We start from the raw sequence: 15,406 nt of genomic DNA, 5'->3' as shown, positions 1-15,406 counted from the left end.
CGTCAGGTCCGCTGCTCGAAGGCGGCGGTGAACTCGCGGGTGAGGGCGGCCGCCGGGCCGGTACGGGCCAGGTGGTGGGCGGTGCCGGCCCACAGGTGCATCGCCTCCAGGTCACCCCGGGCGGTGGCGGCCGCGCGCAGCGGCGCCGTGAGGTGGTGCACCTCCGGGTAGCCGGTCGGGGCGAGCGGGCCGTAACGGTCGATGAAGGCGTTGCGCAGCCCGCGGGCCGGGCGTCCCGTGAACGCCCGGGTCACGGTGGTCGGGCCCGGGTGCCCGGCCAGGGCCTTCCGGTGGTGCCCGTTCGCCCCGGACTCGTCGGTGCGCAGGTAGCCGGTGCCGATCTGCGCCGCGACGGCGCCGGCCCTGCGGACGGCGGCGAGTGACGGACCGTCGGCCAGACCGCCCGCCGCGACCATCGGCAGGCCGACCACCTCGATCTGCCGGAGGAGCACGGGCAGCGGGGTGGTGCCCGGCACCGCGTCCGCCCGGTGGGTGCCGCGGTGCCCGCCGGCCTCCGGCCCCTGCACGCAGAGCGCGTCCATCCCCAGCGCGGCCGCCGCCCGCGCCTCCTCAAGGGTGGTGACGGTGGCCACCTGGTACGTGCCCGCCGCCCGGAACGCCGCCGCCTCGGCGGCGCCCGGCAGCCCGAAGGTGTACGACACCACGGCCACCGGCTCCGCCAGCAGCAGCGCCGTCTTCTCCTCCCACCCGTCCCGGTCCGCCCCGATCTCCTCCGGCAGCGCCACCCCGTACCGCTCGGCCTCCCCGCGCAGCACCTCCCGGTACGCCGCCACCACCGCGGGATCGGAGGGCACGTCCGGCACGAACAGGTTCACCCCGAACGGACGGTCCGTCAGCTTCCGGGTCTCGGCGATCTGCTCCCCGAGGGCCCCGACCGTCTTGTACCCGGCCGCCAGGAACCCCAGCCCGCCCCCCTCGTTGACGGCGGCCACCAACGCGGGCGTGGACCCGCCCCCGGCCATCGGAGCGGCAACGATCGACGGAACGTCCATGGCCCCACGTTATCCCGGGGGCGCGAGGAACTGCGCGAGTACGGAAGGCGGACCAGTGCTAGGTCGGGGCAGGCGAGCCAGTTGCAGCACGTGCCGTTCCCCCGCGCGCAGTTCCCCGCGCCCCCGGGCTGACCACTTCCGCCAGCCACACCCGCTCCGTGTTCCCCCGCGTGCCCACACGGCGGAGCCGCAGATCAGCAGAGCCCCGCGCCCCCGGCCTCACGGCCTGATAAGCCCACTGGCCAGCCCCGAGGCGATCGCCGCCGTGCGGCTGTCGACGCCCAACTTGTCGTAGATGTGCACCAGGTGCGTCTTCACCGTCGCCTCACTGATGAACAGCCGCTTGGCGATCTGCCGGTTCGCCAGCCCCTCCGCCAGCAGCTGCAGGATCTCCGCCTCGCGCGGCGAGAGCGTCGGCCGCCCCGCCCGCACCCGCCCCAGCAGCCGCGCCGCGACCGGCGGCGCCAGCACCGTCTCCCCGCGGGAGGCGGCCTTCACCGCCGCCACCAGCTCCTCCGGCGGAGCGTCCTTCAGCAGGTATCCCGTCGCCCCGGCCTCGACCGCCGACAGGATGTCCGCGTCCGTGCTGTACGTCGTGAGGATGAGCACCGCCGGCGGGTCCGGCAGCGCGGTGATCCGCCGCGTCGCCTCGACCCCGTGCATGCCCGTCCCCATCTGAAGGTCCATCAGCACCACATCGGGCCGCCGTGTGCCCTCCGCCTCCAGCCCCTCCAGCACCCGCAGCGCCTCGGCCCCGTCCGCCGCCTCCCCCACGGCCTCCAGCTCCGGCAGCTCGTCCACCATCGCCCGCAGGCCCCGCCGCACCACCGGATGGTCGTCGACCAACAGCACCCTGATCACGACGCCTCCGCCCGAGCGACATCCCTCATGACCGTCTCCGCCGTCTCGATCGCCCGCAGCGGCAGCGACACCGCCACCACCGTCCCCTCGCCCGGCGCCGACTCCACCGTCAGGCTGCCGCCCAGTGCGGCGATCCGCTCCCGCATCCCGTGCAGCCCGAACCGGGCCCGCCCCGCCTCCGGCAGGGCCTGCGGGTCGAAGCCCACCCCGTCGTCGAACACGTCCAGCGTCACCTCGTCGTCCAGGTAGGTCAGGGTCACCGCGACCGCCCGGGCCCGGGCGTGCCGCACCGCGTTGGCCAGCGCCTCCTGGGTGAGCCGGAGCAACGCCACCTCCGCCTCCACCGGCAGCGGGTACGGCTCGCCGTCCAGGTGGAACGCCGCACCCTGACCGGCCGTCAGCCGGCGCAGCGCCTCGCACAGGGTGGCGTCGTCCAGCGCGGGCGGGGTCAGCGCCTGCACGAACCTGCGCGCCTCCGCCAGGTTCGCCGAGGCGGTGGCCCCGACCTCGGCGATCCGCTCCCGGGCCGCCTCCGCGCCCTCCGGCAGGGCCGACTCGGCCGAGCGCGCGAGCAGCACGATGCTGGACAGGCCCTGCGCCAGGGTGTCGTGGATCTCCCGGGCCAGCCGCTGACGCTCCGCCAGCCGTCCGGCCTCGCGCTGGGTGGCGGCGAGCTCGCCGCGGGTACGGACCAGGTCGTCGATGAGGCGCTGCTTCTCCCGGCTCTCCCGGTAGAGGGCGGCGTAGCCGTAGGCGGTGAGCAGCGCGACCACCGCGCCCGCGACCGGGCCGAGCACCTTGGCGGTGGTCAGCCCGCCGTCCGTCCCGGCCTGGGCGGCGATCACCACGCCGGTCAGCCCGGCCACCGAGAGGACGGCCCAGCGGACCGGCATCAGGTGCAGGCAGACGAAGTACAGCGGGAACGCCAGGTAGCAGAACTCGGGGTGCTGGAGCGTCAGCACGATCCAGAGCAGCAGCACCACGCCGAACCAGACCCCGGCCCAGCGCCTGTCGGTGCGGACGGCCTCCACCGCCCCGCCGCTCAGGTAGACGGCGGCCAGCACCATCGCGGTCAGCAGCGCGCCGGGCCCGAGGTTGCCGACCGCGAGGCCGCGGGCGAGCAGCACCACGAGCAGGGCGACGAACAGCCCGTGCAGGGCGAGGTTCATCAGCCGCAGCGCGGGCGTCTCTCCGGGGTGGGGTTCGGTGGCGGTCACGCCTTCCGAGGGTACGGGGTGACGGTGGCCGCTCCGGCCGCCACGGCATCAACCGTTCGATGGATTCCGGGGTGCATCCCACGCAGGAGTGGACTCCCCCTCCTCTCCCTGATGGAACGGAGCCCGCGCGCCGACAGGGTGGAGGAGTCTGAACCACTCCGTTCTTCCCCGAGAGGGTCGCCGTGTTCGTCGCACTACGGGACATCCGTTTCGCCAAGGGGCGCTTCGCCCTGATGGGCGCGGTGGTCACCTTGATAACCACTCTGGTCGTCTTCCTCTACGGCCTGACCGGGGGGCTCGCCTCGGCCGCCTCCTCCACGATCGCCGAGCTCCCGGCGGACCGGATCGTCTTCGGCGCCCCGGCCGGGGCCGCGGCCACGGTCTCGTTCAGCAACTCCACCGTCTCCCCCGAGCAGGCCGCCGCGCTGGCCGCCGCCCCGGGCGTGAAGTCCGCGCAGCCGCTGGGCATCTCGATGACCAGGCTGACCGGCAGCGAGGCCGCCGCCTCGGTGAGCGTGGTCGGTGCGCCCGGCGCGCTGCTGCCGCCGCTGGAGTCCGGCGCCTACCCGGCGGACGGCCAGGTCGCGGTCGGCTCGGACGCCGCCGAGGAGTACCACCTGACGGTCGGTCAGCAGGTCAAGCTGGGCCCCGTCCAGGTCACCGTCTCCGGCATCACCGCGCCCCGCTCGTACAGTCACGCGCCCAGCGTGTGGACCACCGTGCCCATCTGGGAGCGGGTCAGCGGCCAGACCCAGCCCACCGCGCTGGCCCTGGACGTGACCGGCGGCGCCGGCCTCTCCGCGGTGGACGCGGCCCAGGGCACCGAGACGGTCCCCCTCTCCGACGCGCTGGCCGGGATCAACGGCTACTCGGCCGAGCAGGGGTCGCTCCAGATGATCCAGGGCTTCCTGTTCGCGGTCAGCGCGCTGGTGGTCGGCGCCTTCTTCACCGTCTGGACGGTGCAGCGCAAGCCCGACATCGCGGTGCTCAAGGCGGTCGGCGCCAGCAGCGCCTACCTGGTGCGGGACGCGCTCGCCCAGGCGGCCGCCGTGCTGCTCGCCGGGGCGCTGCTGGGCGGGCTGCTCGGCGGGGTCGGCGGGCTGTTCGCCGCCTCGGCCGTGCCCTTCGACGTCAGCTTCCTGAGCGTCTTCGTGCCCGTCACCGCGATGGTGCTGCTCGGCCTGCTCGGGGCCGTGCTCGCCGTCCGCCGCATCACCTCCGTCGACCCGCTGGCCGCGCTTGGAGCCAACCGATGACCACCGCCTCCACCACCGCCACCGCCCTCCGCACCGGCCTCGCCCTGGAGGACGTCACCCTCACCTACCCCGACGGCGAGGCCCGGCTGACCGCCCTGGACTCCGTCTCGCTGACCGTCGCCCCCGGCGAGTTCACCGCCGTCGCCGGGCCCTCCGGCTCCGGCAAGTCCTCGCTGCTGGCGGTGGCCGCCACCCTGCTGCGGCCGGACTCCGGCCGGGTGCTGATAGACGGTCAGGAAGTCGGCTCGCTGGGCGAGAAGGCCCGGGCCGCGCTGCGCCGCGAGCGCCTGGGCATCGTCTTCCAGCAGTCCAACCTGCTGGCCTCGCTCACCGCCGTCGAACAGCTGCTGGTCCTGGAGTCCGTCCGCGGCGGCGCGGTGCGGGCCGCCCGGGCCCGGGCCGAGGAGCTGCTCGCCTCGGTCGGCCTCGACCCGGCCAAGCAGCGCCGCCGCCCGCACCAGCTCTCCGGCGGCGAACGCCAGCGGGTCAACATCGCCCGCGCGCTCTTCGGCTCCCCCTCGGTCCTGCTGGTCGACGAGCCCACCTCGGCCCTCGACCACGAACGCGGCGCCCAGATCGTCGACCTGCTCGCCGGCATCACCCGCGAGCACCGCACCGCGACGGTCATGGTCACCCACGACCGCGACCTCCTCGGCCGGGTCGACCGCGTCCTGGAGATGCACGACGGCCGGCTGCGCTGACCCTTCACGCGCTCCGGGCCGGGCCCTGCCCGTCCCGTCGGCCGCCCCGGTGTTACCTACCGCGCCGGGGCGGCCGCTTCGGCGCGGAGCGCGTCCACGTAACGGGCCAGGTCCTGGTCCGCCAGCTCCGGGCGGGAGCCGAGACCCGCCACCACCGCCGCGAGCACCGGACCGCCGCCCGCCAGGGCGACGTCCTTGGCGGCCAGCCGCACCGGGAAGTCCGCCTCCGTACTGGTGGCCCGGGCCAGCAGCCCCGCCAGCGGGCCCGCCCCCAGCACCTTCGCGGTCAACTCCTGCGGCAGGCCGTACCCGTCGGCCACCGCCAAGGCCTCCCCGAGCAGCGCGACTCCCCCGACGATCGCGCCGATCGCCACCACCTTGAGCGCGGCGCCCGCCCCCGGCCCGCCGCAGTCCACCACCGTGCCCAGCGCCTCCAGCACCGGCCGCGCCCGCTCCACGTCCTCCGCCCGGCCCCCGGCCAGCACGGTCAGGCCACCATTCGCGGCCGGGCCGACACTGCCGAGCACCGGGGCGTCCACCAGGCCCACCCCGTCCGGCAGTTGCTCCCTCAGCTCCGCGACCGCCACCGGTCCGACCGAGGACATGTCGACCCAGAGTGCACCGGGCTCCAACCCGGCCGTGATCCGCCCGGCCACCGCCCGCAGCGCCGCCCCGTCGGCCAGCATCGTCACCACCACCCCGGCCCCGCGCACCGCCTCCACCGCGTCGGCCACCTCCTCCAGCCCGTCCCCCTTGCCCGGCGTGCGGTTCCACACCCGGACGTCGAACCCAACTCCGTTGAGGCGCTTGGCCATCGGCAGGCCCATCCGGCCCAGCCCGAGGAATGCGATCTTCTCCATGCCGTTCACCGTAGGCAGCCCGCAGCCAGGCGACAAACGAATGTCCCGCATGCTATCCATGCGCAATGGACATGGCCTGGCTCGAAGTCTTCCGCACCGCCGCCCGCCTGGGCTCCTTCACCGCGGCCGGCGAACGACTCGGCTACACCCAGTCCGCGGTATCCCGTCAGATCTCCACCCTGGAAGCCGAGTTCGGCGCCCCGCTGTTCGACCGGCTCCCCCGCGGCGTCCGCCTCACCGAACACGGCCGCACCCTGCTCCCGCACGCCGAAGCCGTCCTCGACCGCCTCGACACCGCCACCCGCGAACTCACCGCCCTCACCTCACTCACCGGCGGCCACCTGCGCATCGGCTCCTTCGACAGCGCCAACGCCGTCCTCGTCCCCACCGCCCTGGCCCGCCTCCGCGCCGCCCACCCCTCCATCTCCGTCACGGTCACCGAAGGCCTCTCCGCCACCCTCCTCGACCGCCTCCACGCAGGCGACATCGACCTCGCCGTCATCGCCACCTACCCCGGCCACCCCCACGAGGGCGACACCTTCGACCTCACCCCCCTCACCACCGACCCCCTCCTGGTCGCCCTCCCCCGCGACCACCCCCTCGCCTCCCGCGAGTCGCTCCACCTCACCGACCTCGCCGACGCCCCCTGGATCGCCGCCTCCCGCGACCCCGGCTCCACCCTCCTCGCCGCCTGCCTCCGCCAGGGCTTCCACCCCCGCATCGAATACGCCGTCGCCGAATGGACCGCCAAACTCGGCCTGGTCGCCGCCGGCCTCGGCGTCACCCTCCTCCCCTCCCTCTCCGCCCCCGCCACCCGCCCCGACCTCGCCCTCGTCCCCCTCCACCCCGACGACACCCCCACCCGCCACGTCCACACCGCCACCCGCCGCGGCCACGCCCTCCCCCCGGCGGTCACGGCCTTCCTCCCCCACCTCCGGACGGCCGCTGACGGGATGTCAGGGCAGCAGTGACGGCCGCGGCAGGTCGAGCAACGGCAGAGCTTCACGCGCGGCGTCCGCCACTTCCGGGTCGGCGTCCTCGGCCAGCTCGGTGAGAAGCGCCCTGGTCTGCGGGGCATGCGGCAGGACACTCGCCGTCAGCCGCACTACCGTCACCCGTACACCGGCCGACTCGTCTGTCCGCGCACGCTCCAGGAGCAACGGCAAAGATTCCTCCGGGCTGAGTGCGGTCAGGACTCCGAGCGCAACTGCCCTCACTTCGGGGTGCTCGTCATCAGCCCCTGCCAACATCAGGTCTCGGGTGGGCGCGGCCTCCGGTCGGGCGACTCCCAGCAAGCGCAGCCCTGAGGCACGGACCTCGTGGTGACCATCCGTCGTGGCTGCCAGCAGGGCCGTCGTCACCTCGTCCCGCTCCGACCAGTTCAACGCACACACCCTCAAGGCCCAGCCGCGGATCTCGTGGTGACCATCCGTCGTGGCTGCCAGCAGGGCCGGCATCACCGCCTCTCGCGCAGCCCAGGTCCGTGCCAGGGCGTAGACCGCTTCGATGCGCTCCGTACTGTCCCCGGCCTCCACCGCAGCGAGCACGGGCGAGTAGGCGGCCTCCCGGTCGCCCCAGCACTCCGCCAGCAGGAAGACCGCTGTGCACCGATCCTCCAGGTCCCTACCAGCCGTAGCAGCCAGCACGGTGTCGAACGACTCCTGACGGTCCGACCAGGAACGGCCCAGCACTCGGAACGCCGTCCTTCGCGCCGACGGGTTCCCGGTGGCGGCCACCGCCAGCACCGCTTCCAGAGCCTCCGGGCGGTCACGCCACTCCCGGCCGAGTCCGTAGAGGGCGAGCTCCGCCGATCCCTCCTTGCTGCCGGCGCAGACACGGACCACCGTGTTCAAAGCGGCCTGCCGGTCTCCCCAAGCGCTGGCCAAGCTGTACACGGCGCTTGATCTGACCGCTGGAAAGTCGTCCTCCGCAGCAGACAGGAGCAGGTCGAGTGCCTCCTCGGCATCGGGCCAGAACCGGTCGAGGAGGCCCAGGACGTCCTGCCTGACTTCGGGAACCTCGCCGAGAACGACGGCCCGTACGAGGCGCCGCACCTCCGGACGGTCGGAGTAGTGGAACCCGAGGGTCATCAACGCCCGGATCCGAATCTCGACAGACTCGTCCGAGGCGGCAGCCATCAGTGCCGGGACGATGTCCTCACGACCCGCCCACCGGCCCACGGCGCGGATCGCCTCCCGACGAGCAGGAGCGTTCCTGTCCATGACCGCTCCCAACACCGCCTCGAAGACCTCTGTACGGGCGGGCCATTGAAGGACGAGCGTGTCCAGAGCAGCGCGGTGCACCACGGGGTGCGCATCGGCCACAGCGGCGAGGACTGCGGCGAAGGCCTCCTCACGGTCAGGCCAGGAGCGACCCAGCGCATACAGGGCAGCGCGTCGGTCTCCCGGGCACTCGCGACCGGCCGCTTCGAGCAACTCGGAGAACGCCTCGTCGTGACCCGACCAGTGAACACCGATGGCCTCGATCGCCGCCTCGCGGAGCTCGGGCGCCCAGGGAATCCTCGCCTGGACCCGGAGCTCGTCCATGCCCCGCGCCATCAGGACTGCGACTTCGGCTGCTGCCGCGTCGGAGCCGGTACCGGCCAACGCGTAGTACCACCTCAAGTAGCGGGTGCGGCCCTGCCAGAAACAGCTGGCCGACCGAAGCGCCGCCCCGGTCTCCGGAGTGCTCGTGCAACGGTCCTCGAACAGGGCCATAACCATCGCATCCACGACCGCGTTGCCCTGCACGGTCAGCGACAGATGGCGGCCCGGCGCCCCCACCGGCGGCGCCGTGTCGAAGTCGTCCCGCTCGGCGAGGGCACGCACTCCGAGCTGGATCGCGGCCTCCCGTCGCGCCCGGCCCTTGGCGTGCCGCAGGAGGTGCTGGAGGAAGGCGGCCGCGTCCCGTTGGCGCAGTCCCCCGACGGTGAGCAGGATGACTTCGTGCCACGCCGGATCCGCCATGTGCCGACCCAGGTGGTCGAGCAACTCCTGGCGTTCCCAATCCTCTTCACTGCGGCGCCGCAGGATGTCGCTCGCCGCGAGGTACTCGAGGAAGGTCCGGTGCACGAAGCCGTAGATGCCGCCGCCGAAGTGGGCCAGGATGAAGTTGCGGGTACGCAGGTGGTCCACCACGTGGTGGGCCGCGATGTCGGCGGCGGTGGCGCCGATGTTGTGGTCGGTCAGGTAGCCCGTCACGATCTCGATCAGCTCGTCATGGCGGATGTAGGTGCCTGACTGGCGGTCAGTGCTGTCCTGCATGCGGCGGGCGATGCGTTCGAGGAGCCGGAACCGGCGTGCCGTGGTCAGCCACTCCACCGCCCGGGCGGCCTCGGTGTCCACCGGACCGGGCAGCTTGAGGAACTTCGCGTCCCTGTCCCACCGTCCGATCAGGACCTCGATGGCGTGCTCGTAGACCTTCCGCCGCTCCCGGGGAATGGTCCGACCCAGGCCGATCGAGGCCAGGATCGTCAACAGCAGCGGGTTGGCGGCAAGTTCACCGACCGCCCGGACCTCCTTCACCGCGTCCAGCAGGCGCCGGGTGAGCCGGCGGGCATGGTCCGGCTCGTCCCGGTGCGCGGCCGCGTACCAGCTGCGGACGAACTCCTCTACCTGGGCCCGTTCCAGGTTCTGCAGCATCACCTGGGAGAAGCCCGCCGCGCTGAACTCGTGCGAGCGATAGCCGTACTCGCGCGAGGTGACCACGACCCGCACCTGCGGGCGGCTGCCGGCGAAGGCGGCGATCCTGCGGGCAGTCTCCGCGCGCGCCTCCGGATCGAACACCTCGTCCAGGCCGTCGAAGACCACCACCACCCGGCCGTGTTCCAGAACGCGTGTGAGCACCGGCCCCTGCAGCACCATCCGGCTCTGTCCATGCACGTGGTCCAGGAAGTCCTCGAAGCCGCGCTCGTGCCAACGCTCCTGCGCGTACTCCCGCAGCTCCACGATCAGCGGGACGTACCCCTCCAACGGGGCGAGTTCCTCCGGTAGTTGCTCCAACCCGCCGGCCAATGCCAGGGCCAGGTACTTCGCCAGCGTCGACTTCCCCGCCCCCGGGTCGCCCAGCACCACCAACCGCTGCACGGCGCCGTCCGCCAGCACCTCAAGGACCGGCCGGGGCGGCACCGCCCGCTGCGCGTCGGCCAGTTGCTGCGCCACCGTCGAATCGAGCCCAGGCGGCAGCGGGCCGTCCACCAACTCGCCCGCCTCGGTGAGGAGTCGGCGCAGGTCGTCCGGGAGCCTGATCTCGAACGGACGGCTGAGCTGCGGGATGAACACCTGGCGCAGCTCGATCTGCGGCAGCTCCCCGGCTGCGTCCCCCGGTCCGAGCACGTCCAGGTTCAGCCGCCGCAGGCTCGCCCGCACCCGGGCCAGGTACGCGGCGAGCGCCTGTTCGGCCTCACCGTCCGTCGGCACGGCGGCCGCACCCTCGGCGACGTACACCTTGTACTCGTTGTGCACCGCCGTGGCGTGCTCACCGATCGCACTGTGCACCACGTCCCGGCCCACACCGACCGCCTGGGCACCCCCGACCTCGACCCGCACCTCCGAGCTCGGCCGCCGCCCCCAGAACCAGAACCGACGCCGCTCCATCCCCGCCCCCTCGCCCGACCACGGACTGCGCGCAAGACGCTACCGGTGTGTGGTCGACGGATAGGGGCGGACTACGAAACCGGCCCGAGCATCGCGTCCACGGAGAGCGTCACGGCAGCGCCGACCGACTCGGGAAGTGTGAAGGACTGCCCCCGGTGACGGACCGCGTGGACCCGGTACTCCCCGTCGGACGGATCGGTGAGCACCAGGACCTTCTGGTTCGTCCGGTCGACGATCACGTAGACGGGCACGCCCGCGCCGGCGTAGGCAGCGGGCTTCTTCTTGAGGTCGTCGCTCAGGTTGCTCGACGTCACTTCGAGGACCAGCCGGAAGACTGCCGGGTCGTAGCAGCTGTACTCGAGCTTGTGTTCCTCGAAATCAGCGTCCACCACGGCGAGGTCGGGGATCACGAAGTCGTACGGCCCGTCGGGCAGCCACAGTCCGACCGCCTGCAGCACCTGCGACTGCTCACCGTGCAACCCCGCGGCCAGGAACGGGATCATGATGTTGGTGAGCGAGCGGGCATGCGCACCGCTGGCAGGAGGTGTCACGGTGATCTGGCCCCCGATGATCTCGACCCGGTGGCCGGACAACCGGTCAGAGATCATGTCGGCGGCTTCGAGCAGGGTGGGATCCGGCTGCTCAATCGCTACTGCGGACATGGAGTTCCTCCCGGCTGGCCGGTGTCGAGAACACCATCGTAGGCCCGCCGTTCCGGCGGCAAGCGGTACTGCCGCCAACCACCGGAACGGGTGAGGACGTACGACCTCAGCGAGCTCCCAGCCGCAGGGCCGGGCGCTCGTCGATGGCCTCTTCGTTGGCGGCCCAGAGGGAGCGGACGTGGCCGAGGTGTTCGGCCATGCAGCGCTCCGCGGCCGCCGCGTCGCCGGAGATCATCAGGTCGAGCAGGGTCAGGTGCTCCTCGGCCGAGGAGACGAGCTCGCCGCGCTGGTCGAGGCGGGTGAGGCCGTAGAGGCGGGAGCGCTTGCGGAGGTCGCCGACCACCTCGACCAGGCGGGCGTTGCCGGCCAGGCCCAGCACCGAGAGGTGGAACTGGCGGTCCGCCTCCAGGTAGCCGATGAGGTCGTGCTTGCGGGCGGCGACCACGATGGCCTCGGCTTCGGGGCGGAGGGCTTCGAGCTGCTCGCGGGTGGCGGTGCGGGTGACCCGGCCGACGGTGGGGACCTCGATCAGGGCACGGATCTCGGTGTAGTCGTCGAGGTCACGCTCCGTCAGCTCGGTGACCCGGAAACCCTTGTTCCGGACCGCCTCGACCAGGCCCTCGCGGGCGAGGTCGAGCATGGCCTCCCGGACGGGGGTGGCGGAGACACCGAAGTCGGCGGCGAGCGCGGGGGCCGAGTAGACGACGCCCGGGCGGAGTTCGCCGGAGATCAGGGCAGCGCGCAGGGCGTGGGCGACCTGGTCGCGCAGGCGCTCCTGGACGGAGATGAGGGCGCGGGGCTTGAGGTCCGCCATGGTGTTCCTCCGGTGGGGGCTGAGCAGGACACCATTGTACAATGTCACGTTACGTTGATTTGTGAATTACCTGAACTGCTTCGGATCAGCTGCGGTGAATTGCGCGGAGGCGACCGCCAGGTCCTCCCAGGCCATGCCGACGCTCTTGAAGAAGCGCGGCCGGTCCGTCGGGACAACTGCCTTGCCGTTCACCAGTTCTGACAGGTTAGCAAGGCGGTCCCCGGGCACAGAAGGGATCAGCAGGTCCCCGGCCTCCCGCAGTGCCACCGCCCGCGACTCCACGTACAGCGCGGAGCGCTCCACCAGTGCCGAGTCGACCTCCCTCGCCACCGGCTCGTGCGAACCGACCGCCGCCACCGCGGCGTGGCCCGGGACGCGCGCGCCGTCGAAGAGCGGCTCGCGCGCCGTGGTGCAGCAGACCACCAGGTCCGCCTCCGCGACCGCCTCCGGCGTGCCGAGTGCGGCCGCGAGCCCGAGCGAGGCGGCGTACGCGACCAGCGCGGCGGCCGGCTCGGGCGAGCGCCCGACCACCGTGACCCTGGTCAGCGGGCGGATCGCCAGCAGCGCGTCCAGGTGGGCGAAGGCCTGCGGGCCGGTGCCGAAGAGCACCAGGTGGGAGGCGTCCGGCTCGGCCAGCTGACGCAGTGCCAGGGCGGTGACGGCGGGGGTGCGCAGCGAGGTGAGCGCGACGCCGTCCAGCAGGGCGAGCGGCTGGAGGGTCGGACCGTCCAGCAGCAGGTAGCTGCCGGTGATCCGGGGCAGGCCCCGGGCGGCGTTGCCCGGGACCACGCCCGCGATCTTGACGCCGGTGAACCGGGCCGAGGCGGCCGGCATCAGCAGCAGCTCTCCCGCCGGGACGGGGATGTTGCTGCGGGCCGGGGCGGCCTCGACGTCGAGGCCGTCCACCAGCACGGCGGCCAGCGCGTCCACCGCCTCGGCCGGGCCGAGGGTCAGCGGGACGAAGGGGAGCTGAGCGGTCATCAGAGCAGGAATCCCGTCCCGAGGGTGTCGGCCGGGTCGAGCAGGAAGCGGTGCTCGCCGGTGCGGTGCGCGGTGCCGGTGACCTCGGTGATCACCCCGTCGGGGTGCTCGCCGGCCAGCCGTCCGGTGAAGACGGTACCGATGACCGACTCGTGCCGCAGTTCCTGACCGGGGGTCAGGCGGCCCTCGGCGGCCAGCAGGGCGAGCCGGGCGGAGGTGCCGGAGCCGCACGGGGAGCGGTCGATCTGGCCGTCGGCGAAGACGGTGACGTTGCGCTGGTCGGGGCCCGACGGGGTGTCCTCGGACAGGTCCTCGTGCAGGATCACGCCGTAGACGCCGGAGAGCAGCGGGTCCGAGGGGTGCCGGGTGGCCGGGTGGTCCGCCAGGGCGGCCCGGATCTCCCGGCCGAGGGCGGTGAGTTCGGGCAGCCGGTCGGTGGTGACGGTCAGGCCGAGGTCGGCGGCGCGGACCGAGGCGTAGCAGGCGCCGGAGTGCGCGAGGTCGACGGAGACCGGGCCGCGCGAGGTCTCCACCTTGACGCCCCGGGCGGAGACCGCGGTGGGCACGTTCCGGAAGGTGATGCCGGTGGTGGCGCCGCCGGAGCGGTGCACGGTGGCGGTCACCCGGCCGGACGGGACGTCGATCCGCACCCGGGCGTCGCCGTCCGCGGGGGCCTCCACCAGGCCGGAGTCCACGGCCCAGGCGCCGAGCGCGATGGTGCCGTGGCCGCAGGCGGTGGAGTAGCCGTCCTTGTGCCAGAACAGGACCCCGAAGTGGGCCTCGCTGTCGTCGGCCGGCACCACGAAGCCGCCGTACATCCCGGCGTGGCCGCGCGGCTCCCGGGTGAGCAGCTGCCGGACGGTGTCCAGGGTGCTCGGCCGGGGGTTGGTGGCGGTGCCGCCGGCGCCGAGCGCGATGGCCCGGCGCTCGGCGACCGAGTCGCCCGGGATGGGCGGCAGGCCGGCCGTGACGATCCGGAAGGGTTCGCCGGCGGTGTGGTAGTCGACCGTGTCCACGCTCGGGCTCATCGCGGCGTCCCGGCGGGGAGCAGGGTGACGGTGCGCTGGGCGGTGAAGAAGTCGAGCACGGCCTGGCCCTGCTCGCGCGCGCCGTAGCCGGCGCCCTTGGCGCCGCTGAACGGGAGGTGGAAGTCCACGCCGCTGGAGGGGGCGTTGACCCGGACCATGCCGGCGTCCAGGCGGTCGGCGGCGGCCAGCGCGGTGTCCAGGTCCCGGCTGTGCACCGAGGTGGAGAGGCTCTGGGCGGTGTCGTTGGCCACCGCGATGGCCTCGTCCAGGTCGGCGGCGGGCAGCAGCACGGCCACCGGGCCGAAGAACTCCTCGGTGCGCAGCGGGTGTTCGGCCGGGACCTGCTCCAGCAGGGTGGGCTCGATGAACCAGCCGTCCCGGTCGATCCGGCGGCCGCCGGCCAGTGCGGTGGCACCGGCCTCGACGGCGGAGTCGATCGCGGTGGTGAGGCGCTCCAGCGCGGGCTCGTTGATGACCGGGCCGCAGACGTCGGTCAGGGCGCCGGGCGCGGCGATCCCGGTGAGCGCCTTGGCCAGCGCCTCGGCGAGCGGCTCGTAGGCGTCGCCGACCGCGATCACCCGGCTGGTGGCGGTGCACTTCTGGCCGGCGTAGCCGGCGATGGCGGCGGCCAGGTGGGCGGCGGCCTGGGCGATGTCGGCGTCGGGCAGCACGATGGCGGCGTTCAGGCCGCCCATCTCGGCCTGCACCGGGACGCCGCGCCCGGTGGCGGCGGCCACCACGGCCCGGCCGACGCCGGTGGAGCCGGTGAAGGAGATCACGTCGGCGCCGGCCACCAGGGCGGCGCCCTCCTCGGCCCCGCCGGGGACGATGGTCAGCACGCCCTCCGGCAGGCCGGCCAGCTCGGCCAGGCGCAGCGCGCAGGCGGTGGCCTCGGGGGCGGGCTTGAGCACCACCGCGTTGCCGACCGCGAGGGCCGGGGCGGCCTTCCAGGTCGGGATGGCGAGCGGGAAGTTCCAGGGGGTGACCAGGCCGGCCACGCCGTACGGGCGGCGGCGGGTGAGCAGCAGGCCCTCGCCGGCGGCGGGCTCGTGCACCTCACCGGCCGGGGCGAACGGGGCCTGGGCGTAGTAGCGCCAGATCGCCACGGTGCGGCCGACCTCGCCGCGCGCCTCGACGGCGGGCTTGCCGACCTCACGGACGATCAGCTCGGTGAGCTCGTCGGCGTGCGCCTCGATCGCGGCGGCGGCCTTGGTGAGGGCGGCCGAGCGGCCCGCCGCACCGAGGGCCCGCCAGCCGGTCTGGGCGGCCCGGGCCCGCTCGATGGCCGCAGCCACCCCGGCCGCGCCGGGGCTCTCGACCTCGACCACCAGGTCGGACGGGTCTGCGGGGTTGTACGAGGTGATCACGGGATGCCTTTCGACGGCGGTCTGGCGGTGGGTCGGTCCTGACGGTCGGTC

At 73.6% G+C, this 15,406-nt stretch carries 13 protein-coding genes; 3 read left to right on the top strand and 10 right to left on the bottom strand.

The window, feature by feature from the left end; translation table 11 throughout:
- Nucleotides 1-2 precede the first annotated feature (2 nt).
- From ACIA8O_RS21140 to ACIA8O_RS21130, 3 genes are all read right to left on the bottom strand, one after another.
- Nucleotides 3-1,013: a nitronate monooxygenase gene (locus ACIA8O_RS21140; RefSeq protein WP_396295465.1), complete on the bottom strand. Its 1,011-nt coding sequence runs from the start codon at nucleotides 1,011-1,013 to the stop codon at nucleotides 3-5.
- Nucleotides 1,014-1,232: 219 nt separating this feature from the next.
- Nucleotides 1,233-1,874 carry a response regulator gene (locus ACIA8O_RS21135; RefSeq protein ID WP_396295464.1) on the bottom strand — a complete coding sequence of 214 codons (642 nt, stop codon included), beginning with the start codon at nucleotides 1,872-1,874 and terminating at the stop codon, nucleotides 1,233-1,235.
- Nucleotides 1,871-3,091, bottom strand: coding sequence for a sensor histidine kinase (locus ACIA8O_RS21130; protein ID WP_396295463.1), 1,221 nt, complete (start codon nucleotides 3,089-3,091; stop codon nucleotides 1,871-1,873). The genes ACIA8O_RS21135 and ACIA8O_RS21130 overlap by 4 nt, the downstream gene beginning before the upstream one ends.
- Before the next feature lie 182 nt (nucleotides 3,092-3,273).
- Here ACIA8O_RS21130 and ACIA8O_RS21125 point away from each other — a divergent pair, with 182 nt between their 5' ends.
- Together ACIA8O_RS21125 and ACIA8O_RS21120 are read left to right on the top strand one after the other, a co-directional pair.
- Nucleotides 3,274-4,347, top strand: coding sequence for an FtsX-like permease family protein (locus tag ACIA8O_RS21125; RefSeq protein WP_396295462.1), 1,074 nt, complete (start codon nucleotides 3,274-3,276; stop codon nucleotides 4,345-4,347).
- Nucleotides 4,344-5,048: an ABC transporter ATP-binding protein gene (locus tag ACIA8O_RS21120; protein ID WP_396295461.1), complete on the top strand. Its 705-nt coding sequence runs from the start codon at nucleotides 4,344-4,346 to the stop codon at nucleotides 5,046-5,048. Before ACIA8O_RS21125 ends, ACIA8O_RS21120 begins: the two co-directional genes overlap by 4 nt.
- A 56-nt stretch (nucleotides 5,049-5,104) precedes the next feature.
- On the opposite strand, the gene ACIA8O_RS21115 is transcribed toward ACIA8O_RS21120, so the two are convergent.
- Nucleotides 5,105-5,908 (bottom strand): NAD(P)-dependent oxidoreductase, encoded by an 804-nt coding sequence (locus ACIA8O_RS21115; RefSeq protein WP_396295460.1) that lies wholly within the window; start codon nucleotides 5,906-5,908, stop codon nucleotides 5,105-5,107.
- A gap of 65 nt (nucleotides 5,909-5,973) precedes the next feature.
- On the opposite strand from ACIA8O_RS21115, the gene ACIA8O_RS21110 reads away from it, so the two are divergent.
- Entirely contained in the window at nucleotides 5,974-6,879 is a 906-nt protein-coding gene (locus ACIA8O_RS21110) for a LysR family transcriptional regulator (protein ID WP_396295459.1), read from the top strand.
- Here the strand turns inward: ACIA8O_RS21110 and ACIA8O_RS21105 are convergent.
- From ACIA8O_RS21105 to ACIA8O_RS21080, 6 genes are all read right to left on the bottom strand, one after another.
- Nucleotides 6,865-10,503: a HEAT repeat domain-containing protein gene (locus tag ACIA8O_RS21105; protein WP_396295458.1), complete on the bottom strand. Its 3,639-nt coding sequence runs from the start codon at nucleotides 10,501-10,503 to the stop codon at nucleotides 6,865-6,867. The genes ACIA8O_RS21110 and ACIA8O_RS21105 overlap by 15 nt on opposite strands.
- Nucleotides 10,504-10,574: 71 nt before the next feature.
- On the bottom strand, nucleotides 10,575-11,165 hold the full coding sequence (locus ACIA8O_RS21100; protein WP_396295457.1) for a Uma2 family endonuclease: 591 nt from the start codon (nucleotides 11,163-11,165) through the stop codon (nucleotides 10,575-10,577).
- 106 nt (nucleotides 11,166-11,271) lie between these two features.
- Entirely contained in the window at nucleotides 11,272-11,979 is a 708-nt protein-coding gene (locus ACIA8O_RS21095; protein WP_396295456.1) for a GntR family transcriptional regulator, read from the bottom strand.
- 66 nt (nucleotides 11,980-12,045) lie between these two features.
- Nucleotides 12,046-12,960 (bottom strand): ornithine cyclodeaminase family protein, encoded by a 915-nt coding sequence (locus ACIA8O_RS21090; protein ID WP_396295455.1) that lies wholly within the window; start codon nucleotides 12,958-12,960, stop codon nucleotides 12,046-12,048.
- Nucleotides 12,960-13,988: a proline racemase family protein gene (locus ACIA8O_RS21085; RefSeq protein ID WP_396295454.1), complete on the bottom strand. Its 1,029-nt coding sequence runs from the start codon at nucleotides 13,986-13,988 to the stop codon at nucleotides 12,960-12,962. The genes ACIA8O_RS21090 and ACIA8O_RS21085 overlap by 1 nt, the downstream gene beginning before the upstream one ends.
- A complete protein-coding gene (locus tag ACIA8O_RS21080; protein ID WP_396295453.1) occupies nucleotides 13,985-15,355 on the bottom strand; it encodes an aldehyde dehydrogenase family protein in 1,371 nt (456 codons plus the stop codon). The genes ACIA8O_RS21085 and ACIA8O_RS21080 overlap by 4 nt, the downstream gene beginning before the upstream one ends.
- Nucleotides 15,356-15,406: the final 51 nt, after the last annotated feature.

This window comes from Kitasatospora sp. NPDC051853, from assembly GCF_044452665.1.
Taxonomy (GTDB): Bacteria; Actinomycetota; Actinomycetes; order Streptomycetales; family Streptomycetaceae; genus Kitasatospora.
This window is presented reverse-complemented; position numbering and strand designations above follow the sequence as displayed.

Bases quoted from the DNA above. Each gene is read 5' to 3' on its own strand.
- ACIA8O_RS21105 (WP_396295458.1), bottom strand. From the start codon at position 10,503: ATGGAGCGGCGTCGGTTCTGGTTCTGGGGGCGGCGGCCGAGCTCGGAG.
- ACIA8O_RS21090 (WP_396295455.1), bottom strand. From the start codon at position 12,960: ATGACCGCTCAGCTCCCCTTCGTCCCGCTGACCCTCGGCCCGGCCGAG.
- ACIA8O_RS21095 (WP_396295456.1), bottom strand. From the start codon at position 11,979: ATGGCGGACCTCAAGCCCCGCGCCCTCATCTCCGTCCAGGAGCGCCTG.
- ACIA8O_RS21100 (WP_396295457.1), bottom strand. From the start codon at position 11,165: ATGTCCGCAGTAGCGATTGAGCAGCCGGATCCCACCCTGCTCGAAGCC.
- ACIA8O_RS21110 (WP_396295459.1), top strand. From the start codon at position 5,974: ATGGACATGGCCTGGCTCGAAGTCTTCCGCACCGCCGCCCGCCTGGGC.
- ACIA8O_RS21120 (WP_396295461.1), top strand. From the start codon at position 4,344: ATGACCACCGCCTCCACCACCGCCACCGCCCTCCGCACCGGCCTCGCC.
- ACIA8O_RS21140 (WP_396295465.1), bottom strand. From the start codon at position 1,013: ATGGACGTTCCGTCGATCGTTGCCGCTCCGATGGCCGGGGGCGGGTCC.
- ACIA8O_RS21115 (WP_396295460.1), bottom strand. From the start codon at position 5,908: ATGGAGAAGATCGCATTCCTCGGGCTGGGCCGGATGGGCCTGCCGATG.
- ACIA8O_RS21085 (WP_396295454.1), bottom strand. From the start codon at position 13,988: ATGAGCCCGAGCGTGGACACGGTCGACTACCACACCGCCGGCGAACCC.